The 22,599-nt window shown below is 44.9% G+C and carries 22 protein-coding genes and 1 other annotated feature; of the genes, 15 read left to right on the forward strand and 7 right to left on the reverse strand.

All coding sequences use genetic code 11. The annotated features are described in order from the left end of the window. Nucleotides 1-27: 27 nt before the first annotated feature. Nucleotides 28-600 (reverse strand): class I SAM-dependent methyltransferase, encoded by a 573-nt coding sequence (locus HWX64_RS16715; protein ID WP_175990616.1) that lies wholly within the window; start codon nucleotides 598-600, stop codon nucleotides 28-30. Continuing rightward, complete coding sequence (locus HWX64_RS16720) at nucleotides 597-1,562, reverse strand: TIGR01212 family radical SAM protein (RefSeq protein WP_175990617.1); 966 nt, start codon at nucleotides 1,560-1,562, stop codon at nucleotides 597-599. Before HWX64_RS16720 ends, HWX64_RS16715 begins: the two co-directional genes overlap by 4 nt. 198 nt (nucleotides 1,563-1,760) lie before the next feature. On the opposite strand from HWX64_RS16720, the gene HWX64_RS16725 reads away from it, so the two are divergent. The 3 genes from HWX64_RS16725 to HWX64_RS16735 all read left to right on the forward strand — a co-directional run bounded on the left by HWX64_RS16725 (nucleotide 1,761) and on the right by HWX64_RS16735 (nucleotide 3,628). Continuing rightward, the gene (locus HWX64_RS16725) at nucleotides 1,761-2,054 is read left to right on the forward strand and encodes a YtzC family protein (RefSeq protein ID WP_175990618.1); all 294 of its coding nucleotides are present in this window, start codon (nucleotides 1,761-1,763) and stop codon (nucleotides 2,052-2,054) included. Beyond that, nucleotides 2,051-2,215, forward strand: a complete 165-nt coding sequence (locus HWX64_RS16730) for a glycogen biosynthesis protein GlgD (RefSeq protein ID WP_175990619.1) — start codon at nucleotides 2,051-2,053, stop codon at nucleotides 2,213-2,215. The genes HWX64_RS16725 and HWX64_RS16730 overlap by 4 nt, the downstream gene beginning before the upstream one ends. A gap of 225 nt (nucleotides 2,216-2,440) precedes the next feature. Further along, a complete protein-coding gene (locus HWX64_RS16735; RefSeq protein ID WP_175990620.1) occupies nucleotides 2,441-3,628 on the forward strand; it encodes an MFS transporter in 1,188 nt (395 codons plus the stop codon). A 743-nt stretch (nucleotides 3,629-4,371) separates the two neighbouring features. Here HWX64_RS16735 and HWX64_RS16740 read toward each other — a convergent pair. Beyond that, nucleotides 4,372-4,893 (reverse strand): cupin domain-containing protein, encoded by a 522-nt coding sequence (locus HWX64_RS16740; protein ID WP_175990621.1) that lies wholly within the window; start codon nucleotides 4,891-4,893, stop codon nucleotides 4,372-4,374. Between the two features lie 189 nt (nucleotides 4,894-5,082). Here HWX64_RS16740 and HWX64_RS16745 point away from each other — a divergent pair, with 189 nt between their 5' ends. The 6 genes from HWX64_RS16745 to HWX64_RS16770 all read left to right on the forward strand — a co-directional run bounded on the left by HWX64_RS16745 (nucleotide 5,083) and on the right by HWX64_RS16770 (nucleotide 12,766). Beyond that, on the forward strand, nucleotides 5,083-6,447 hold the full coding sequence (locus HWX64_RS16745) for a sigma-54-dependent Fis family transcriptional regulator (RefSeq protein WP_175990622.1): 1,365 nt from the start codon (nucleotides 5,083-5,085) through the stop codon (nucleotides 6,445-6,447). 277 nt (nucleotides 6,448-6,724) lie between these two features. Next, nucleotides 6,725-8,047 (forward strand): GntP family permease, encoded by a 1,323-nt coding sequence (locus HWX64_RS16750; RefSeq protein ID WP_175990623.1) that lies wholly within the window; start codon nucleotides 6,725-6,727, stop codon nucleotides 8,045-8,047. 15 nt (nucleotides 8,048-8,062) lie between these two features. Next, complete coding sequence (locus HWX64_RS16755) at nucleotides 8,063-8,839, forward strand: 3-hydroxybutyrate dehydrogenase (RefSeq protein ID WP_175990624.1); 777 nt, start codon at nucleotides 8,063-8,065, stop codon at nucleotides 8,837-8,839. 165 nt (nucleotides 8,840-9,004) lie between these two features. Beyond that, nucleotides 9,005-9,226 (forward strand) — a binding site (T-box leader). Nucleotides 9,227-9,334: 108 nt separating this feature from the next. Then, nucleotides 9,335-11,749, forward strand: a complete 2,415-nt coding sequence (leuS, locus tag HWX64_RS16760; RefSeq protein WP_175990625.1) for a leucine--tRNA ligase — start codon at nucleotides 9,335-9,337, stop codon at nucleotides 11,747-11,749. A gap of 402 nt (nucleotides 11,750-12,151) precedes the next feature. Further along, nucleotides 12,152-12,466, forward strand: a complete 315-nt coding sequence (locus tag HWX64_RS16765) for a rhodanese-like domain-containing protein (protein ID WP_175990626.1) — start codon at nucleotides 12,152-12,154, stop codon at nucleotides 12,464-12,466. A gap of 117 nt (nucleotides 12,467-12,583) precedes the next feature. After that, nucleotides 12,584-12,766, forward strand: a complete 183-nt coding sequence (locus HWX64_RS16770) for a sporulation protein Cse60 (RefSeq protein ID WP_175990627.1) — start codon at nucleotides 12,584-12,586, stop codon at nucleotides 12,764-12,766. 46 nt (nucleotides 12,767-12,812) lie between these two features. Here the strand turns inward: HWX64_RS16770 and HWX64_RS16775 are convergent, their stop codons facing one another. Beyond that, a complete protein-coding gene (locus HWX64_RS16775; protein WP_175990628.1) occupies nucleotides 12,813-14,072 on the reverse strand; it encodes an NAD(P)/FAD-dependent oxidoreductase in 1,260 nt (419 codons plus the stop codon). Nucleotides 14,073-14,380: 308 nt separating this feature from the next. Between HWX64_RS16775 and HWX64_RS16780 the strand changes: the two genes are divergently transcribed. Beyond that, entirely contained in the window at nucleotides 14,381-16,000 is a 1,620-nt protein-coding gene (locus HWX64_RS16780) for a polysaccharide biosynthesis protein (protein ID WP_175990629.1), read from the forward strand. 42 nt (nucleotides 16,001-16,042) lie between these two features. Here the strand turns inward: HWX64_RS16780 and HWX64_RS16785 are convergent, their stop codons facing one another. Then, a complete protein-coding gene (locus tag HWX64_RS16785; protein ID WP_254871182.1) occupies nucleotides 16,043-16,276 on the reverse strand; it encodes a hypothetical protein in 234 nt (77 codons plus the stop codon). A 139-nt stretch (nucleotides 16,277-16,415) separates the two neighbouring features. On the opposite strand from HWX64_RS16785, the gene HWX64_RS16790 reads away from it, so the two are divergent. Next, nucleotides 16,416-17,132, forward strand: coding sequence for a pseudouridine synthase (locus HWX64_RS16790; RefSeq protein ID WP_175990630.1), 717 nt, complete (start codon nucleotides 16,416-16,418; stop codon nucleotides 17,130-17,132). A gap of 458 nt (nucleotides 17,133-17,590) precedes the next feature. On the opposite strand, the gene HWX64_RS16795 is transcribed toward HWX64_RS16790, so the two are convergent. Then, nucleotides 17,591-17,812 carry a DeoR family transcriptional regulator gene (locus HWX64_RS16795; RefSeq protein ID WP_032087291.1) on the reverse strand — a complete coding sequence of 74 codons (222 nt, stop codon included), beginning with the start codon at nucleotides 17,810-17,812 and terminating at the stop codon, nucleotides 17,591-17,593. A gap of 364 nt (nucleotides 17,813-18,176) precedes the next feature. Here HWX64_RS16795 and pepV point away from each other — a divergent pair, with 364 nt between their 5' ends. Genes pepV through HWX64_RS16810 form a run of 3 tightly spaced genes read left to right on the forward strand, consistent with a single transcriptional unit; the run spans nucleotide 18,177 to nucleotide 20,775 of the window. Beyond that, a complete protein-coding gene (gene pepV, locus HWX64_RS16800; protein WP_175990631.1) occupies nucleotides 18,177-19,586 on the forward strand; it encodes a dipeptidase PepV in 1,410 nt (469 codons plus the stop codon). 21 nt (nucleotides 19,587-19,607) lie between these two features. Further along, a complete protein-coding gene (gene dat / locus HWX64_RS16805) occupies nucleotides 19,608-20,474 on the forward strand; it encodes a D-amino-acid transaminase (protein ID WP_175990632.1) in 867 nt (288 codons plus the stop codon). Between the two features lie 13 nt (nucleotides 20,475-20,487). Continuing rightward, nucleotides 20,488-20,775 carry a hypothetical protein gene (locus HWX64_RS16810; protein ID WP_175990633.1) on the forward strand — a complete coding sequence of 96 codons (288 nt, stop codon included), beginning with the start codon at nucleotides 20,488-20,490 and terminating at the stop codon, nucleotides 20,773-20,775. 74 nt (nucleotides 20,776-20,849) lie between these two features. On the opposite strand, the gene cysK is transcribed toward HWX64_RS16810, so the two are convergent. Then, nucleotides 20,850-21,779: a cysteine synthase A gene (cysK, locus tag HWX64_RS16815; protein ID WP_175990634.1), complete on the reverse strand. Its 930-nt coding sequence runs from the start codon at nucleotides 21,777-21,779 to the stop codon at nucleotides 20,850-20,852. A gap of 239 nt (nucleotides 21,780-22,018) precedes the next feature. On the opposite strand from cysK, the gene thpR reads away from it, so the two are divergent. Then, nucleotides 22,019-22,585 carry an RNA 2',3'-cyclic phosphodiesterase gene (thpR, locus tag HWX64_RS16820; protein ID WP_175990635.1) on the forward strand — a complete coding sequence of 189 codons (567 nt, stop codon included), beginning with the start codon at nucleotides 22,019-22,021 and terminating at the stop codon, nucleotides 22,583-22,585. Nucleotides 22,586-22,599: the final 14 nt, after the last annotated feature.

The following is a 22,599-nucleotide window of genomic DNA, read 5'->3' on the forward strand; positions in this document are numbered from 1 at the left end:
TAGCATGCTAAAGGACCGTCCCTGTTTTTATCTTTTCTCCAATGCGAGGATGAATGGAGGGTTATTGAGTTGGTTGACGAATTGATAACGTAAAACGTGCACGTAATTCTGATCTAATTTTTCTACATAGCGGAGCAGATAATCCCGTTCAACGGCTCCTTCGTGGTGACCGTGGTAAATAACGAGGATAAGGATCCCTTCAGGCGCCAGCATTTCAAGGATTTGATTCATTGCTGAAATGGTTGTCTTTGGCCGGGTGACAATTGTTTTGTCCCCACCCGGAAGATAACCAAGATTAAAGATGGCTCCGGTAATCTTTCCGTGATGTAGAGGCGGGATGACATTCATGACCGTCTCATGCCCCTGGTGAAACAGGGTAACACGATGAGAAAGTTCATGAGCGGCGAGCTGATCTCTTGTATTCTGCACGGCTTCTTCCTGGATATCGAAACCGTAAACACGTCCGTTATCACCGACGAGCTGAGCCAGATACAATGTATCATGGCCATTTCCGAGTGTTGCATCTATTGTGATATCGCCCGGTTTCACTGCATTTTCCAATAGCTTTCGGGCAAAAGGTAAGATTCTTTCCAGTTTCATGCTTTCACATCCACATTATAATATTTTCCTTGCCAGCTGTTGCGATTCTTCAATTCATGATCAATTGCGTTCAGCACATTCCACTTATTCACACTCCACATCGGACCCACCATGATTTCAATCGGTCCGTCCCCGGTGATCCTGTGGACGATCATTTCAGGAGGAAGGATTTCTAATTGATCGCAGACCAGGTGCACGTATTCATCAAAGTCCATGAATTCAAGGAGCCCTTTTTCATACTGCTTGACCATGGGTGTGCCTTTTAATAAATGAAGCAGGTGGATTTTAATCCCCTGTACATCCAATTTTGCTACTTCGCGTGCCGTTTCCATCATCATTTCTGGATTTTCCTGTGGCAGACCGTTAATGATATGGGAGCAGACACGGATTCCATGTTTTCTGAGCTTGTTCACGCCTTCAACATAGCATTTATAGTCGTGTGCGCGATTAATCAAGTCTGCAGTCTTTTCATGGATGGTCTGAAGTCCGAGCTCCACCCAGAGATATGTCCGTTCATTGAGTTCAGCTAAGTATTCTACAACATCATCCGGGAGACAGTCAGGACGTGTGGCGATGGAGATTCCGACGACTCCTTCCTTTTGAAGGACAGACTCATACTTCTCCCGCAGCACCTCTACGGGTGCATGTGTATTCGTAAACGCCTGGAAATAGGCCATGTATTTGCCGTCTTTCCATTTTTTATGCATTTTATCTTTTATATCGTTGAATTGTTTATCAAGGGGGTCGACACGGTCCCCGGCAAAATCTCCAGAACCTGCGGCACTGCAGAACGTACATCCGCCGTGAGCCACTGTACCGTCGCGATTCGGAAAGTCAAATCCGCCATCAAGCGCTACTTTGAATACTTTATGACCAAAGTGATTACGTAAATGATAATTCCATGTATGATATCGTTTGTTATCTGCAGCGTACGGAAACGGGTTTGTCACGATGACAAACACCTCCTAATTTCTTCATCAATGTATGTATATTAACCCTCATCAAAAAGATTTTAACATGAATGCGATCGTGAATGTATCCTCTCTCTTGAAATAGGTGAAGATTACCACTTCTGAATGCGGTCAACAGGTTAAAACTAATGAAGAAGAAGAGCAGGCATATTCTCTTCTTTAGACCAAAGAAAGCAGGAGGTAGTCGACATGGCAACAAGACAATCCATTGAAGACTGTATTCAGAAATGTGAAGATGCCATTCGTTACGCTCAAGAGCAATACAAATCCGGCATGGAGCAGGAGCATTATCACGATGAGGAATACACGAAAGCGATGCAGCAAATTGAAGAGGCAGTCAATGATGTTGCTGATCTGGCACACAGCGCAAATGCCCAGCAGCGCGAACAGCTGCACAGAATGAGGCTGCAGCTGCAAAATCTTCAGAATGAGATGATTTTATTAGAACATGATCCAACTGTAGTGGGAGGAAAATTACATTGAAAAAACGTTCTAAACAAAATAATCCCGAACAAAAAACAAGAAGCGATTTCCGTAATTTAGATACAGAATTCGGTGCTGAACAGAACCCTGTAAAAACAGCCAAGAAACAGTACGAAAAACAGGGGCAGCCTGTCAAATCAAAGCAGAATAACGGGAAATGATGATAGAAACTAGGTGCTTTATGGGTGCCTAGTTTTTTTGCTGGTTGGGATTGTTAGTTGAAGAAGGGCAGTAAATGGGGGAGTTGAGCCAGGCACCCTTTCCCGCTGCTCAAGAGCTTGGTAAAATCCCCCGAAAAAATCATAAAAATAGTTCTTGCCCCTCCTAATCAAAAGGAGTAAAATTCTTTTGGGACTCGAAATAAATGGGAGAAAGGGAAGAAGAAAATGCCTAAATCTTTATGGTTGCTTGTCATCGGGATGATGGTGAATGTCACAGGTTCTTCCTTTTTATGGCCGCTCAATACGATTTACCTTCATGAGCACCTTGGAAAGTCATTATCTGTTGCCGGCCTCGTGCTGATGATCAATGCAGGTGCAAGTGTCATCGGGAATCTGATTGGCGGAAGCCTGTTTGATAAGCTGGGGGGCTACCGCTCCATCTTGCTGGGAATCATCATTACATTAGCAGCGCTTGTCGGGATGAATGTGTGGCAAGGCTGGCCTTATTATGTTGTCTTTCTGACTGCTGTCGGTTTTGGTTCCGGGATTGTGTTTCCTTCCATGTATGCCATGGCCGGTTCTGTGTGGCCCGAAGGCGGACGAAAGGCGTTCAATTCCGTTTACGTCGCTCAAAACATCGGAGTTGCAGTAGGTGCGGCAGCAGGCGGATTGGTGGCATCTTTTTCATTCAGTTATATATTCCTCGCGAATTTACTTATGTACGTCGTATTCTTCTTGATTGCTCTTTTCGGCTACCGCCATATATCGGTGGATTCAGCAAGACAGACCTCTGTTCTGAGCGAAAAAAGAGTGATACGGAACAAAACAAAGCTGACCGCGCTTCTGATCATCTGTGCGGCCTACTTACTATGCTGGGTCGGCTATGTTCAGTGGCAGTCGACCATCGCAACCTATACACAGGAAATCAATATCAGTTTGAAGCAGTACAGCCTGCTTTGGACCATCAACGGCGCCTTGATCGTGCTCGCTCAGCCTCTTTTATCAAAAGCGATCAAACGTTTTGAGGACAATCTTAAGATGCAGATCATGATAGGGATCATCATATTTATGGTTTCCTTCGGAGTGGCTTCTGTTTCGGATACGTTTGAATGGTTTGCGATCTCCATGATCATATTGACCGTGGGTGAAATGCTGATTTGGCCTGCCGTTCCTACGATTGCCAATTCACTGGCTCCAAGGGGGCGTGAAGGCTTTTATCAGGGAATTGTAAACAGTACGGCTACGGGCGGGAGAATGATCGGGCCGTTCATCGGGGGAGTCTTGGTTGATTTGTTCAGCATGCAGGTTTTATTCATGTCACTGATCGGTTTCTTCGCCGCCGCTTTGATGCTGGCGGGTTTATATGATCGTCCATTAAAAAAAGAAGCACCTGTGTCATTGCCAGTACAATAAAAGCCGGTGAATTTTTCACCGGCTTCTTTACTGCATTAAGATTGTCCAGCTCCTGCGGCTAGAGGCTCGAGGTCATAAGTCAAGCAATCCAAAAAGGCAAAAAACGCCTTTCCGGCTTGCTCGCCTTATGCTTGTCGCCTCTGTGCGAGCCGCCTCCGCTTTTCTATATTTTCCAGCTCCTGCGGCTAGAGGCTCGAGGTCATAAGTCAAGCAATCCAAAAGGCAAAAAACGCCTTTCCGGCTTGCTCGCCTTATGCTTGTCGCCTTTGGGCGAGCCGCCTCCGCTTTTCTATATTTTCCAGCTCCTGCGGCTAGAGGCTCGAGGTCATAAGTCAAGCAATCCAAAAGGCAAAAAACGCCTTTCCGGCTTGCTCGCCTTATGCTTGTCGCCTCTGGGCGAGCCGCCTCCGCTTTTCTACTGTCCAGCTCCAGGACCTAGAGGCACATGTCATAAGCCAATCCGGCCAAGAAGGCAAAGACCGCCTCCCAGTCCGGCTCGTCTTATGCCAACCGCCTCTGAGCAAAGCCCTTCCGTTTTTCTATATAAAAAGGGCTCCCATTTCCTATGGAAGCCCACTTGCAAAAAATTGAGGCGGATGATCCAAACTCCACATAGTTTGCTGCCGTTAAGGCGTGATCACCGACTTACACAATTCAGCTCATCGCTTGTATAGAATAACACGGAATGAATCCAAACACAATCTTTTATTGTCCGAAAGAATATGGTTAAATATTCTAATTCATTACTCGTTTACTCTTGTCTTGTTTTGCAGCCAGTATTTAATGATAGGGCCCTTGTCACCATATACGGGATCGCGGTCAGGGAGGGGAACATTTTTGATGTCAATAAGGACTTGCGGCCGCTCTTTCAAACACCCTTCTTTCATATTATATTCGGCTCCGTCGGGATAGGCACCGACTACTCTGAAACCGGGGCTTGAAGATAATTTTTTGTGGCCGGTCCCTGCGGGAAGTATGAGTACATCACCTTTTCGAACTGTTACTTCCACGCCTTTATCCCCGCCAAGCTGTACTTTTGCATTGCCTTCCATGACTCCGATCACTTCATGTGCATTGCTGTGATAGTGATGATAACCATGGACGCCGTTTACCCAGCTGTTCAGCCACTTATTATGATTAAAGATTCTTTCCATCTCATCTGTATCATCCATTGCATTGCGGTAGATGAGAACAGGCAAATCCGGATTGTTTGGGATGGTACCATCATCTTCTAAGTAATAGATTTTTAAACGATCAATTTCCATTCCATCACCTCCTCGTATTTATATAAAAAGATTCCCCCTCCCCCTTGTTTATAAACCCAATTCTTCCTGTTTTATATATTATGGAAATCCCCTCAATGAAGAATTGATATGCTACTATAATAGTAAGGATATTTTGAATTGATAGATAATACTTGAATAGATCAAACATCATGAAAGCAGGGGAATGAGATGAGCAGTCTGTTAAAAAAAGTTTCTGCCGAAATGATAGAAATCATCTTGGAGAATGCCTTTGAATGGCTGGTTGTAGTCGATAAGGATGGGAACATCATTTACATCAATGAAAACTATTGCAAGTTTCTTGAAGTGGACCGGGATAAAGCGATCGGAACCCACGTGATAAATGTGATTGAAAATACCAGAATGCATAAGGTCGTGGAAAGCGGTAAAGAGGAAGTGGCGGATCTGCAGTACATCAAAGGAAATTATATGATTGCGAACCGTATCCCGATCGTGGTGGACGGGGAAGTGATCGGCGCTTTCGGCAGCGTGATATTCCGCGATACGAGTGAATGGATGCAGATGAGTTCGCATGTGAAAAACATGATGTCGAAGATTCAAAGCTATATACAGGATATCAATACAGGGGTGAAGTACAACTTATATGATATCATCGGGGAATCCGAAGGGATCAGGGAGTTGAAAGACAAGGTCCAGATGATTGCACCAAGCGATATCTCGATTCTGATCAGGGGGGAAAGCGGTACCGGTAAGGAATTATTCGCCCACAGCATTCACCAGCTCAGTGAAAGGAGCGGTCAGCCTTTCATTAAAGTGAATTGTGCTGCGATTCCTGAACAGCTTCTGGAGTCGGAGTTATTCGGATATGAGGAAGGTGCGTTTACCGGAGCCAAAAAAGGAGGGAAGAAAGGGAAATTCCAACTCGCCCATAAAGGCACCCTTTTCCTCGATGAAATCGGTGACATGCCGCTTAATATGCAGGCAAAACTCCTCAGGGTGCTGCAGGAAGGAGAAGTGGAAGCGGTAGGGTCTTCCCGTGTGCACCAGGTGAATGTCAGAATCATCGCTGCCACCAACCGGCCCCTAGAAAAAATGATGGAAGAAAAAAGATTCAGGAGCGATCTCTATTATCGGATCAATGTAGTGCCATTTGTTATACCGCCCCTAAGGGAAAGGAAAGATGACATCATCACTCTTGCAGAATTCTTCTTAGGGAAATCGATGAAGTCTTCCGGCAAAAGGATTCAGGGGTTTCAGCAGGACGTGTTGGATGTATTCACCTCTTACAGCTGGCCGGGGAACTTAAGGGAGCTGGAAAATGTAATCAATGCGTCAACCTACTTATCAAATGAAAATCAGATTTCATTAAGTTCCTTACCCCAGTATATGAAAGCGGGGACTCTTTACAATGTAGAATCAAAGACTTTGAAAGAAATTCTTGATGATACAGAGAGAAGTGTACTGGAACAAAGTTTGAAAAAGTTTCATCAAGACAAACGGAAGCTGGCTGCCGCGCTTGGTATCAGTAAATCGACACTTTATGAAAAATTAAACAAATATCAGCTTTTGGATTAGTCCAGAAAATCGGAATAGAGTCCGATTTTCTGGACTTTTTGTTATTGATAAGAAATTGTGTACATCTTGTGAATGATATTTTATTATAGTCCGGATTTCCGGACTGTCATTTTCATGAAAGGCTGATTTTATTAATCTGAAAGTTGGCACAATTATTGCATGTCTATTAAGTGAACGATCTATACAGAAAGGAGCAGACATTGCCAAACAGAAAAATGTAAACGATTGCAACAAAGGGAGAAGAAAAACGTTTTTTGGAAAAAAGGGGGATTACAAGATGTTAAGTATGATTGGTCTCATTGGCGGACTTATTTTATTAATCTTTTTAACAATGCGGGGAATGAACATTTTAATTGTCGGACCCATCTCTGCATTATTCGTGGCTGTGCTCAGCGGGATGCCGTTATTCCCGCAGCTGGCTGGTGAAGGGGAAGCGAATCTGGTTTCCAACTATATGTCAGGGTTTACAAGCTTCGTGGCCGCATGGTATTTGATGTTCTTACTTGGTGCCATCTTCGGTAAGGTGATGGAGGATAGCGGAGCGGCGGACAGTGTATCGCGATTTGTCGTTGATAAATTGGGTATGAAATTTGCCGTATTTGCAATCGTATTAGCCTGTGCTGTTTTGACTTATGGCGGTGTAAGCTTATTCGTCGTTGCCTTTTCAGTATATCCGATGGCAGTCAGCCTATTTAAGCAGGCAGATCTGCCCCGCCGGTTCATCCCGGCTGCACTTGCATTCGGTTCCGTTACATTTACGATGACGTCAGCCGGATCGCCTGAAATTCAAAACTGGATTCCGATTGAATATTTAGGTACAACGCCATACGCAGGCTGGGAAGTCAGCTTGATTGTGGCAGTGTTCATGGCAGTGTTCGGTTACTGGTGGTTAAAGCGCATGATTGCCAAAGCAGTCAACAAAGGGGAAAGATTCCAATCCCGCGAAGAAGATCCTGTCATTGATGAAGGGAGACCGTTACCAAATCCATTGATGGGACTCATCCCGTTATTGGTCGTTCTGATCCTGTCGTTTATTTTCCATGACTCCTTAAAGCAGTCGGCTCTGATCATTGCTTTATTGGGCGGGGTCATTTCTGCTTACGCTTTAAATCGAAAATATTTCAAAGGATTTTGGAGTGCGGTTTCAGAGGGTACGATCGGTGCCCTGATTGCTATCGGGAACACCGCAGCGGTCGTTGGATTCGGTGGAGTGGCGAAAGCAGTCCCTGCATTTGAGACGGCTGTTGATGTCATGACCAATATCCCGGGTTCACCTCTTATCGGTGGAGCCATTGCGGTAAGTGTCATTGCCGGTATGACAGGTTCTGCATCAGGCGGTCAGGCAATCGCCCTTCCTATCCTGGCACCTCATTATGTCGACATGGGTGTTAATCCTGAAGCCCTTCACAGAACTGTGGCGATTTCTTCAGGTGCCCTGGATTCCCTTCCGCATAACGGATATGTGGTCACCACGATCCGGTCGATTTGCAATGAGTCTCACGGAGAAGCCTATGGTGCAGTAGGTGCATTGACCGTCATTGTTCCATTGATCGGATTGGCGATCGCCATCTTATTGTTCAGCTTGGGAGTAGGTATCTAAGAAAGGAGTATCATCATGGTTGAAAACAAAGTCGTGTTTGTCACAGGTGCAGCACAAGGAATCGGTTTTGAGATCGGAAAGGAATTCGCTGCGAACGGTGCAAAAGTGGTACTAACAGATCTGAAGGAAGATGGAGTGCAGGAAGCTGCACTCTCCCTGAAAAAAGAAGGATATGAAGCGATGGGCATCCGCTGTGATGTTACTTCTGAGGAAGACTTGAAAGAAGCCATTGCGTCCACAGTGAATCATTATGGAAGACTTGATGTGCTGATTAATAACGCGGGTCTTCAGCATGTGTCGCCTATCGAAGATTTCCCGACAGAGAAGTTCGAGTTTTTGGTGAAAGTCATGCTGACGGCTCCATTTGTGGCAATCAAACATGCCTTGCCTATCATGAAAGAACAAGGCTTCGGCAGGATCATCAATATGGCTTCCATTAATGGACTAGTGGGGTTTGCCGGCAAGGCAGCCTATAATTCTGCGAAACATGGAGTCATCGGTTTGACCAAGGTTGCAGCACTTGAAGCAGCAGCACATGGTGTCACTGTGAATGCTGTCTGCCCCGGCTATGTCGATACCCCGCTTGTACAGAATCAGCTTGGTGATCTGGCTAAGACGCGAAATGTCCCTCTTGAAAAAGTACTGGAGGAAGTCATTTATCCGCTGGTTCCGCAGAAAAGGCTTCTGGACGTAAAGGAAATAGCTGACTATACGATGTTCCTCTGCAGTGATGCTGCAAGGGGCGTAACTGGTCAGGCAGTGGTGCTGGATGGAGGATATACGGTTCAGTGATGATGAAACGACTCAGGGATGGGTCGTTTCTTTTTTGCTATTTTTTATCGGAAAATTGACATGCTTTATAAAAAACGGATTCAAATTCACTAAATTCCTTCACATTGGGCTTGCGCTCCTGAATATTTTCTCCTAAAATAGTGAATATATATAATGATTCTTATATTTCAGACGTTGATCAGGAGTAGTAATGAATGTTTTCTGTCTTAGAGAGTTGACGGGTGGTGGAAGTCAACCGGGAGCATCATGAACTCGCCTGCTGAGTTGCAAGTGTGAACAATCAGTAAGACTTGCCGTTTTCCGCGTTAAGGATGAATGAAGCTGAGTGCGCGTACACTAATGTGGGTGGTACCGCGGGAGAATAAATACATAACTCTCGTCCCAAATATTTTTATTTGGGATGGGAGTTTTTTATTTTGCTTCAATAAGCCTGATCAAAGAACGAACCGTCCGTCTGAACCACATTCCATTCATTTGATAAAGGAGGATCTCAATATGAGTTTTGATCATAAAAGCATTGAGACAAAATGGCAGCAGTATTGGGAAGAAAACAAAACGTTCAAAACAACTGAGGATGAGTCGAAAAAGAATTTCTATGCGCTGGATATGTTCCCGTATCCATCAGGTGCAGGCCTTCACGTAGGCCACCCGGAAGGTTACACCGCAACGGATATCCTTTCCAGAATGAAACGTATGCAGGGGTATAACGTCCTTCATCCAATGGGGTGGGATGCATTCGGTCTTCCTGCGGAGCAGTACGCGCTTGATACAGGAAACGACCCCGCCGAATTCACGAAGCAGAACATCGATAACTTCCGCCGTCAGATCAAGGCGCTTGGTTTTTCTTATGACTGGGACCGTGAAGTGAATACGACTGACCCTGGCTACTACAAATGGACGCAATGGATCTTCCTTAAGCTTTATGAAAAGGGCTTGGCTTACGTTGATGAAGTAGCGGTGAACTGGTGCCCGGCGCTTGGTACGGTCCTTGCGAATGAAGAAGTCATAGACGGAAAGAGTGAGCGCGGAGGCCATCCGGTCGAGCGCCGCCCGATGAAACAGTGGATGCTGAAGATCACGGCTTATGCGGACCGCCTTCTTGAAGACCTGGAAGATGTCGATTGGCCGGAAAGCATCAAGGATATGCAGCGCAACTGGATCGGACGTTCTGAGGGAGCAGAAGTCGTCTTCAACATTGACGGACATGATGCATCATTCGATGTGTTCACAACACGTCCTGACACGATCTTCGGTGCAACCTATGCAGTGCTTGCCCCTGAACATGATCTGGTTGAAAAAATCACCACTCCTGAACAAAAAGAGAAAGTTGAAGCTTACCTTGATAAAGTGAAAACAAAGAGCGATCTTGAACGTACCGATCTTGCAAAAGAAAAAACAGGTGTGTTCACTGGGGCATATGCGATCAACCCTGCAAACGGAAGCAAAATGCCGATCTGGATTGCAGATTACGTTCTTGTGAGTTACGGATCTGGAGCCATCATGGCCGTACCGGCGCACGATGAGCGAGACTATGAATTTGCCAAGCAATTCGACCTGCCGATCGTTGAAGTGGTTTCAGGCGGAGACGTTGAAAAGGAAGCCTACACAGGTGATGGAGAGCACGTGAATTCTGATTTCCTTAACGGTCTTGGGAAAGAAGAAGCCATCACAAAAGCGATCTCTTGGCTTGAAGAAAAAGAAATCGGTACGAAGAAAGTCACATACCGCCTTCGTGACTGGCTGTTCAGCCGCCAGCGCTACTGGGGTGAGCCTATTCCAGTGATTCACTGGGAAGACGGCACAACATCTGGCGTTCCGGAAAGCGAACTTCCGCTTGTCCTTCCTAAAACGACTGAAATCAAGCCATCCGGCACAGGCGAATCACCACTTGCCAACATTAGCGGATGGGTAAATGTAGAAGACCCTGAAACAGGCAAGAAAGGCCGCCGTGAAACGAATACAATGCCGCAATGGGCAGGAAGCTGCTGGTACTACCTTCGCTACATCGATCCTCATAACGAGGAAGCACTTGCCGATGCGAAGAAAATGGATGATTGGCTTCCGGTCGATATGTACATCGGGGGAGCAGAACACGCGGTACTTCACCTTCTGTACGCTCGATTCTGGCACAAATTCCTTTATGATATCGGAGTCGTGCCAACGAAAGAGCCGTTCCAGAAGCTTTTCAACCAGGGGATGATCCTAGGTGAAAACAATGAAAAAATGAGTAAATCAAAAGGGAATGTCGTAAACCCTGATGAAATCGTCGAATCTCACGGAGCAGATACTCTCCGCCTGTATGAAATGTTCATGGGGCCGCTTGAAGCTTCGGTTGCATGGAGCACGAACGGACTGGATGGAGCCCGCCGTTTCCTTGACCGTGTATGGCGCCTTCTTATCGAGGAAGACGGCACGCTTTCCGGCAAAGTGTCCGACACAGCGAACCCGGCCCTTGATAAGATTTACAACCAGACGGTCAAGAAGGTCACGGAAGACTATGAAGGTCTTCGCTTCAACACAGGGATCTCCCAGCTGATGGTCTTCATCAATGAAGCGTACAAAGCAGAGACCCTTCCAAAAGCATATGTAGAAGGTTTCGTGAAGCTCCTTGCGCCGATCGCCCCTCATATGACGGAAGAGCTTTGGGCAAAACTTGGACACGAAGATTCCATCACATACGTGGAATGGCCGTCTTTCGACGAGTCGAAACTCGTGGACAATGAAGTGGAAATCGTCCTTCAGGTCAACGGTAAAGTGAAGGCGAAAGTGATGATCCCTCGCGACATGAACAAGGATGAACTTGAAAAAACCGCGATGGAAAATGAAGACATCAAGAGTCAAATCGAAGGAAAAACAGTGCGCAAAGTGATTGCCGTACCAGGCAAGCTAGTGAATATTGTGGCGAACTGATGTTGAATGGGGGAACGGACTTTTCTTGGTCCGTTCCTTTTTTTGTTGTGGTGGCCCGTGGGGAAGCGGGTGCCAGGCACAAATGGGTTGTTTTGAGCCAGGCACATATGGGTTGTTTTGAGCCAGGCACAAATGGGTTGTTTTGAGCCAGGCACAAATGGGTTGTTTTGAGCCAGGCACAAATGGGTTGTTTTGAGCCAGGCACAAATGGGTTGTTTTGAGCCAGGCACAAATGGGTTGTTTTGAGCCAGGCACAATAAAACAGGAGCGTGTACCAGGTACAAATCAGCTTCCGTGTACCTGGTACATCCCCAACCCCGATACCCACGCGTGTGTAAATTTTTTGTGATAGGGAATACCTTTGATATAATCAAAATGGATTACCACGAAAGGGTGAAGAAAATGACTGAAATCAAAACGATCACAACAGATGAATTGAACAAAAAGCTTCAAAATGGTGAAGACTTATTATTGGTTGACGTCCGTGAAGATGAAGAAGTAGCGGAAGGGATGATCCCGGGAGCGCGTCACATCAAGATGGGCGATATCCCTGAATCACTGGACAAGTTCGATAAGGATAAAGAATACATCTTTATCTGCCGCTCAGGCAACCGCAGCGGAAATGTCGCTCACTACATGAAGGATCAAGGCTACAAAGTGGTGAACATGGAAGGCGGCATGATGAACTGGGGCGGCGAAACGGCTCCCAAGAAATAATATGGACCAAGAAAACACATTCCTTTAATAAGGAGTGTGTTTTTTTACTTAAAGTTGTTTGAAAATTAAAATATCCGACAATACTGATGATAATTTCTAAAAGAAGGTGAGAGCGGGATGATCCAGGTCAAAGTGTTTGATTATGAGCATGAGAAGGATTTGGAGCAGGATATGAATCAGTTTCTGAGTAAAGTGGATGAGAAGAAAATCGTCGATATCAAATATCATATCGCTGCATTGTCGGAAGAAATGGAAGAACAGATTTACTGTTTCTCCGCAATGATCATTTATCGAAAATAAAAAGGTTGATGCGTCTGGTGGATAAGACGATCAACCTTTCTTTTTTTTATATTTTTGCGGCATTGAAGCCGGCAAGACGGCCGGTCACAAGCGCACTGGTGATGTTATAACCGCCTGTGTAACCGTGGATGTCCAGCACCTCACCGCAGAAAAACAGACCGTGCATTTTTTTTGATGCCATCGTTTTCGGCTCGATTTCTTTAACTGAAACGCCGCCGCCTGTGACAAATGCCTTTTCGATTGAAAGGGTTCCGTTCACCGTAAATGTGAACTGCTTTAACAGCTTTGTAAACTGGCGGACTTTCTCCGATGAAAGGTGATCTCCTTTTTCATCAGGATCCATTCCGGCTTTATCAAGGAGGAATAATAGATACCTTTCCGGCACCAGGCCTTTAAAGATATTTTTGGCCGCTTTCTTTCCTTCTTCTTTTACCTGCTTGTAAAGAGATTGGAAGAGTTGTTCTTCATTTGTATCAGGCAGTGAGTCGATGACCATCGTGACATGGGTCAGGTTCCACTTCTTCATCGCTTTCACGACATATTGACTAGAGCGGAGAACAGCCGGCCCTGAAATGCCTAAATGAGTGAAGATCATGTCCATCTTATGGGTGATCAGTTTCTTCCCTTTAGGGTTCAGCACGCTCAGTTCAACTTCCCGGAGCGACAATCCCTGTAAGGCTTTCTGCTTGATGAATGGTTCATCGGACGTCAAAGGAACCTCAGTCGGGAATAATTCAGTGATCGTGTGGCCGGCTTTTCTGGCCCATGGGTATCCGTCACCGGTTGATCCGGTATGAGGGACTGATTTTCCGCCTACGGCTATGACCACGGCTTTTGCATGGATCACTTCGCCATTCATTAGTCGGATTCCCTTTGTTTCGCCATCCTCATACATCACTTCCTCTACCGCCGTATTCGTTCTTGTCTCGACCTTTAACTCTTTCATTCTGTTTAAAAGGGCTTCTACTACATCCAGTGCCCGGTTTGAGACCGGAAACATCCGGCCGTGGTCTTCTTCTTTTAATTGAATTCCCAGGTTTTCAAAGAAAGAAATGATGTCTTCATTATTGAACTCGGAAAAAGCGCTGTACAAGAAGCGGCCGTTTCCGGGGATGTGTTTGATGATCTCATCGATCGGCAGGCGGTTTGTCACATTACAGCGGCCGCCGCCTGAAATCGCAAGCTTTTTTCCAAGCTTCGACCCTTTATCTACAAGAAGGACCTTGGCACCGTTCTCGCCGGCCGCAATGCTTGCCATTAATCCGGATGGTCCTCCGCCTATTACGATTACGTCATATATTGACATTATTTCACCAACTTTATAGTTTAACTTCTCAACATTTAATAATAGCAAAAATGGCCCCGCATAAAAAGTTTCAGTTATTAGTTAATCGTTCGTATACACTAATCTGCATATGCCGGGTGTTCAGAAACTTGATTGAATTTATTATTAAATGCACGTTAGCAAACCCCCTCACCAGGGTACTCTACTTACTATGTCCAAAAAAAATTGTCATTCGATACGTACAGTAGTAAACTATGATAGTGTGAAAATTTATCAGAAGTATTAACGCATGTTTCTAAAGGGAACGTGCATTTCCAGAGAGGGATACTATGTCATCTAAATTAATAAAAGGAACGTTTATATTAACGTTAGGGACCTTTATTTCAAAGTTTTTGGGTCTTTTTTATGTTATACCGTTTGATGAGTTATTAAAAGGGAACGAAGAAGGGGCATCATTGTATCAATATGGATATGTGCCTTATACGATCTTTTTGACAGTGGCGACAGCCGGGGTCCCGCTGGCTGTTTCGAAGTTTGTCTCGAAATATAATGCGATTGGAGAATATGCCGTCGGGCGGAAGCTGTTTAAATCAGGGCTGCTGTTAATGACGTTGACAGGAATTCTATCATTCCTTGTTATGTACATCTTTGCTCCTGTATTTGCCGAGATGACCATTAAGAGTGATGAACAGGTCATTTCAGTCGCACAGGTAACGACGGTCATCCGCGCGGTCAGTTTTGCATTGATCATCATACCGTTCATGAGTCTGATACGCGGTTTTTTCCAGGGGCATCAGTCGATGGGGCCGACTGCCGTATCACAGGTGATTGAACAGATAGTGCGAATCGTCTTTTTACTTGGCGGGATTTATGTAGTGCTGCACATAATGGACGGCTCGGTCACGACTGCAATCAGTGTAGCTACGTTTGCTGCATTTGTCGGAGGACTCGCCAGTCTGGGTGTGCTCATTTGGTATTGGTTTAAACGAAAGCCTCATTTAGATGAGCTTTTGGAGGAAGACCGGGGACAAGAAGAAGTTTCCCTGCCGAAGATGTACAAAGAAATCATTGCCTATTCGATTCCGTTCATTTTTGTGGGACTGGCCAATCCATTGTTCCAACTTGTGGATCAGATCACCTTTAATACAGCAATGGCAGAGATCGGAAATGCTAAGATTTCCGACCATGCGTTCGCAGTATTAAACTTTTATACTCATAAGCTCGTGATTATTCCGGTGTCTCTGGCAACAGCTTTTTCCATGACATTGATACCGCTTATCACGACTTCGTATACGAGCGGTGACCGGAAAACAATGCGCCGGAATATCGACCAATCTTTTCAGATCCTGCTGTTTTTAACGGTTCCTGCATCGATTGGAATCGCCCTTTTGGCAGAACCTACTTACACATTGTTTTATCATAGTGACGAGCTAGGTACTTCGATTCTTAGAACATATGCGCCGGTGGCGATATTATTTGCTCTTTATGCTGTTACGGCCGCGATACTTCAAGGAATTGATGAGCAGAAATTCACCATCTTCAGCTTGCTGGTAGGATTGTTTCTGAAGCTTGTGCTGAACATACAACTGATCAAGCTGTTTGAAACCCAGGGAGCCATTATCGCGACAACCATAGGTTACGCAGTCGCAATCGCAATCAACCTTTATGTAATTAAAAAATACGCACGTTACAAATTCGAACTCATTATCCGGAGAACGGTGGCTATCGGTATCATGAATGCGGTCATGGCCGCAGTCGTACTGATTTTGTATGGTATTTTAAAACAATTCTTGAGTCCTGCTTCAGGATTCCAAGCGATCATACTTGTCGCGATATGCGGGGGAGCGGGTGCTCTGGTTTATTTCTACTTGAGCCTGAGAAGCAAGCTTGCAGATAAATTGTTTGGAGAAAGAGTCAATAAGCTTCGAAGTCGTTTGCGGATAGGATAATAGAAAAGGGGATGACGCATTGAGTCCATCCCCTTTTTTCATTCACTGATTATAGTAACCGAGCTGCCTTTCAAGCCTTTCCACTTGTCTTTCAAGGCGGTCCACTCTCCGGTCCAATCGCTGATATTGTCTTTCAAGACGATCGAGACGTTGGTCGAAACTTCCGCCGCCACCGCCCCCCGGGTAACCTGGATATCCCGGATATTGCTGGCCGCCGCCGGGAAGGGGAATCGGAATCAAAATGCCGCCGGTTCCTTGTTGTCGAAAAGGATACATTCTTTTCACCTCGTATTTAAGATAGGTTTCTTGCTTATCGTTAATAGCCTATGTATAAAATAGGATAATGAATGGGCTTTTACCCTAAACGCAAATCAATTATCTACACGGATAAATTTAATAAAATAGGAGTGTCACTATGAGAATCGATAAGTTACTTGCAAACATGGGCTATGGAAGCCGAAAAGAAGTGAAGAAACTGCTGAAGGATGGTGGTCTTCAGGTAAACGGTGAGGTCATCAAGGATGGTAAAGTCCACGTCGACACGGAAAAGGATACCGTGATGCTGTACGGGGATAAGGTTGAATACCGTGAATTCATCTATCTGATGATGAATAAGCCGCCTGGACTGATTTCTGCCACAGAGGATGCCAATGAAGAAACCGTTATCGACATCCTTCAGATGGAAGACCAGATCTTCAATCCATTTCCTGTAGGGAGGCTTGATAAAGATACAGAAGGCTTGCTGCTCATCACGAATGACGGCCAATTATCGCATCAGCTTCTTTCTCCAAAAAGGCATGTACCGAAAACGTACTTTGCCGTTATTGAGGGCGAAGTGACCGAACGTGATATTGAAGCCTTTAAAGAAGGCGTGACGCTGGAGGACGGCTATCATACAAAGCCTGGAGACCTAGTGATATTAAAAGCAGGGATCACTTCTGATATCGAGTTGACGATTACGGAAGGCAAGTTCCATCAGGTGAAGCGGATGTTCGAAAGTGTAGGGAAACGCGTTGTTTACTTGAAGCGTTTGTCGATGGGGCCGCTCGAGCTTGATGAAGACTTGGAACTTGGGGAATACCGTGAGCTTACGGATGAGGAAGTTGAGATGCTGAAGGAATATCGTCCTTAATTTTAGTAAATTAGTTAGAAAAAGCCTGGAACTACTTATAGAAGGTGGTTATCAGGTTTTTTTATGTTCAGTGGCAACTTGGTTTTGGTGCCTAAGGCGGATTTTTGCTCGAAAACTATAAAAAAATGCTCGATTTCCTGTTTTTTTGCGCGGAAAATATTATTTATGCTCGAAATTTTGGATATATGCTCGTTTTGTCGAATTTTCTACATAGAATAGCACACTTGATAAAAAAGTAAGAGGTCATAACTGAAAAACCCCCATAGGCAAAGAGCGCCTTTGGGGATTTCCCAGTTATGCTTGTCGGGGCTGAGCAGTCGGCTTCGCTTTTCTCTTGTCCAGCTCCAGCGGCTAGCCCCTCGAGGTCATAACTGAAAAACCCCCAAAGGCAAAAAGCGCCTTAGGGGATTTCCCAGTTATGCTTGTCGGGGCTGAACGAGCCGCCTCCGCTTTTCTCTCTATGAAGACATCTTTACTTTCTTCTCAGTTGTTGTCCATTGGCCGCGACTTGGGCTTTGTACCAAGTCATTATACGCTAACACGTTGAGATCTCTTTGAATGGTGCGAGGAGTAATGCCAAATTCGTCAACGAGATCTTGAGTTGTTACAGTACCTTTCTTGTTGATGTACATGTATACAGCTTTTATTCTTGTTAGCATACGATTGGTTGAAGGTTTCAAAGAACCACTCCCTCATCATTTTTCCAAAGTCAAAGACTACATCGACATGTGTGCACCTCACGTGCTACCTATGTACTATGCGCTTTAGACAACCCCTTTTCCTTTTATAGTTTACTCATAAGATGTCTGACAATCATATTGTACCCCTAATTCTACAAAAATTCTATAATATTGTCTAAATTTACAAACAATTAACGTGAGGTACTGATGTTAACCCCATTGTATGAGGTCTTGGAGGAAAAGATGAATAATTCTGAAAATTAAAGACACAAACTTTTTCACATAGGTCATTCTACATGTTTGGATTTCACCCCCAAACAGTATAAAATGGAACGTGATATGAGTTTAAATACATAATGAGCAGGTGTTAACGATGAATTGGACGCAGGAAGTAGAGAAACGAAAAGATGATTTACTAAAAGATTTACAAAACTTTTTGCAAATTAAAAGTGTTTTAGATGAAGAGAATGCAACAGAGGAAGCACCTCTTGGAAAAGGCGTGAAGGAAGCACTCGATTATTTATTGATGCTTGGCGAGAAAGACGGCTTCACCCCTAAGAATGTCGACCATCTCGCCGGCCATCTTGAGTTCGGTGACGGGGATGAACTCCTTGGAATCCTGTGTCACGTGGATGTCGTTCCTGAAGGTGACGGCTGGAGTGTCGATCCTTTCGGAGGAGAAATCAAGGACGGAAAGATTTTTGCGCGCGGCGCGATCGATGATAAGGGGCCTACGATGGCTGCTTATTATGCCATGAAAATCGTAAAAGAGCTGAACCCGGAATTTACAAAAAGGGTCCGCATGATCATCGGGACCGATGAAGAAAGTGATTGGAGATGTGTCGATCACTATTTCAAGAAAGAAGAAATGCCTTCAATGGGCTTTGCCCCGGATGCAGATTTCCCGATCATCTATGCCGAAAAAGGGATTGCAGATTATGATCTCGTTCAGGAAAAGAACAATGATGGAAACGATTCACGCAATAAAGTGATTTCCTTCGAATCGGGCCGCCGTTATAATATGGTTCCTGATTACGCTAAGGCTGTGGTCCATCTGGATGAAGATCATACGAAATGGGTCCAGCAGTTTGAAATCTTTTCAAAACAAGAAGAAATCAAGGGCAGCTATTATATCGAAAATGGTGACGTAATCTTTGAAGTGGAAGGGGTTTCGGCTCACGGGATGGAGCCTGACAATGGGAAAAATGCAGGGCTGCATCTTGCGGCTTTTCTGACAGAGCTTCCTCTTGATTCACAGGCAGAAGCATTCTTTGCTTTTACAAAAGAGACATTCTTTAAAGAATCCCGCGGCGTAAAGCTGGGTGTAAGCCACCGGGATGACATCACGGGTGACTTGACGATCAACGTAGGGAAACTGCGTTATTCCCACGAAGAAGGCGGCCGTCTCGGTCTGAATATGCGTTACGGGGTCCATTACGATATGGAACAGGCAAAAGAGACTCTTCAGGCCATTGAAGGTTTTGCGGTTGAAAAATTTACAGACAGCAAGCCACACCATGTATCATCGGATGATGAGCTTGTACAGACATTGAAAAAAGTGTACGAAGAGCAGACCGGGGAAAAAGGTGAACTCATCACGATCGGCGGCGGTACCTATGCAAGAAGCCTTGAGGCTGGCGTGGCATTCGGGCCGTTATTCCCTGGAAGGGAAGATATTGCCCATCAAAAAGATGAATACATGTATATTGAGGATCTTTTAAAGGCTACGGCGATTTATGCTCAGGCCATATATGAATTAGCGTGTAAATCTTAAGGATTGGGAGGAGAGAGGAAAATGGCGGCAGAAACGGTATTCCTAAATGGGGAATTTGTGAAAAGAAGTGACGCAAAAGTAGACATAGAAGACCGGGGCTATCAATTCGGAGACGGGATATATGAAGTGATCCGCGTGTATAACAGGGAAGTTTTCACGATGAACGAACATATGGAGCGGCTGTATCAAAGTGCGGCGAAAATGAAACTGAAGATTCCATTCGACCTTCAGGAACTCTCTTCCATCGTATTCAAATTGATTGAAACGAATGACGTGGAAGAAGGCTTTGTGTATATGCAGGTGTCCAGGGGAATTTCACCAAGACAGCATCACTTTCCGGGAGAAGATGTATCAGGAAGTGTGGTTGCGTATACGAAGGTTTTCAAACGTCCTGTAAAACAGATGAACGAAGGTGTGACAGCCACACTTGTAGAGGATATCAGATGGCTCCGTTGCGACATTAAAAGTCTGAACCTGTTAGGAAACATCCTGGCAAAACAAGAAGCGGCTTCCAAAGGTCATTTCGAAGCGATCCAGCATCGGGGGGAGACGGTGACGGAAGGGTCTTCATCAAATGCCTTTATCGTTAAAGAAAAGAAAGTGTATACACATCCTGCTACCAATCTGATTTTAAATGGAATTACCAGAAGAGTGATCAAGGAATTAGCAGAAACGAATGGTGTAGAATTCATTGAAAAAACATTCACGGTGGATGAACTGCTTTCAGCTGACGAAATCTTTATTGCAAGCACGACATCTGAAGTCATGCCGGTCATAAAAGTAGACGAGCATACAATCGGACAGGGTGTTCCTGGACCAGTGACAGTGAAACTGCAAGAATTGTTCACGGAAAGAATCAAGGCAGAGTGTAAAGTACAGCAAGTTTGACGGAGGGTGCGGGATGAAGTGGATTTGTTCTCAGGCATATATGAGAAAAGAACGTATGATTGAAGATAATCGGCAGTTTACGGTGGAGACGGAAGAATATCTGTATTTGTACCATGATAAAATCGTCACGCCTAAAAGGAGTTTTACACTCCATCAGGTGATGGATGTGACGAAAAAACACCTTTCTGCCCACTACACGTTTCTTTACCTTCACACCATCGAAGGGGTCCTGACGTTCGTCGTGAAGTCTTCACCCGATCATTTCATCTCAAATTACCATAAAGCAAAAGATGACATATAAAAAGAGCCCGTCCTTCAATGCGTTAAAGCGTCGAGGGACGGGCCTTTAAATTTTATCCAGCACCAGTGCTATCCTTAGAACCTGAACAGATCGCTTGAAAGGTATCTTTCTCCTGTATCACATGCGATACAGATGACTACATCATCAGGTGATAAAGTTTTTGCGACTTCAATGGCAGCGTAGCATGCCGCTCCTGAAGACGGTCCGACCAGGATGCCTTCTTCGCTTGCCATTCTTCGTGCGATATCATAAGCCTGTTCATCTTCTATCTTGTGAATTTTATCGTATACTTCTGTGTTCAGTGTATCAGGGACGAAGCCCGGACTTGTTCCGACAAGCTTATGTTTTCCGGGTTTTCCTCCCGATAGGACCGGTGACCCTGCAGGTTCGACTACATGCACCTGGATATCAGGATATTTTTCCTTCAGCACTTCGCCGGTACCGGTAATCGTTCCGCCTGTTCCAGCTGTCGCGACGAAAGCGGAAAGGGGCTTGCCGATTTGGTCCATCGCTTCGATGATTTCAAGCGCCGTCGTCTTACGATGGGCGTTCGGATTGGCGTCGTTTTCAAACTGCATCGGCATAAAGCTGTTCGGGATTTCCTTCGTCAGTTCCTTTGCTTTTTCGATCGCACCAGGCATCTTCTCATCGCCAGGCGTCAATACGACTTCTGCTCCGTATGCTTTCAGCAGGTTGATCCGCTCCTGGGTCATCGTATCAGGCATGACGAGGATGGAACGGTAACCTCTTGCTGCCGCGTTCATCGCAAGTCCGATTCCCGTATTTCCGCTCGTCGGTTCGATGATCGTCGAACCTTCCTTCAGCAGCCCTTCTTTTTCTGCTTCCACAATCATCTGGAAGGCTGCACGGTCTTTTACACTCTTGCTCGGATTATAAAATTCAAGCTTTACATACACATCCGCTCCGTCAGAAGGATTAAGACGATTTAATTTAACAAGGGGGGTATCCCCGATTAATTCAGCAACATTCTGTACTACTTTCATGCTCAACTTCCTTTCCTTCACTGTCTACTTATATGGTACTCATTCACATAAATCTTATCAACTAAATAGGCTTTGTATTTCATTTTTATTGCATTTTCCATCAGTGATTCTTTCTGTTAGCACATTTTGCTAAAATAGAGATAAATAAGACAAATTAGGTGCACTCCAATCATCAGCTGGAACAAGCTTACTATAAACATAATCTCTAACTAAAGCCAAAGACAAAGGATGGTATGTTTATGTTAAAAACACACTATTTTTTCGCATTATCTTTACCAGACGAAATGAAAAAAGAAGTACATGAACTGACGGTTCCTATAGTGGAAGAGGATTCTTTTAAGAAGTGGGTTCATCCGGAAGACTACCATATCACCCTGGCTTTTTTGGGGGATTCTTCACAAGAAGACCTTGATCAGGCGATAGACCATGTTACACAATCTTTACATAACCTGGGAAGTTTCCCGCTTTCACTCAAGCGGTTCGGTACGTTCGGAAAAAGTGATGAACCGAGAATTTTCTGGATGGGAGTGAACCCGTCATCGACTCTTCATCAAATTCGTGAAAAAGTATATGAAGCATGCGAAGAAGCCGGTTTCCAACTGGATTCAAGGCCGTTCACACCACATATCACGGTGGGGCGCAAATGGAACAAGCCTTCTGCTTTCTCAAAGGAATGGGTGAGTGAATTCAACCCCGTTGAAACTCACTGCCATACGATAAGAGAAATCGTGTTATATCGAACACACCTGGACCGTATTCCGAAATATGAACAGGTCCATACGATAGAATTGAACGAACTGCCCTAAACCATATTTGAAAG

Source organism: Bacillus sp. Marseille-Q1617 (genome assembly GCF_903645295.1).
Taxonomy (GTDB): domain Bacteria; phylum Bacillota; class Bacilli; order Bacillales; family Bacillaceae_B; genus Rossellomorea.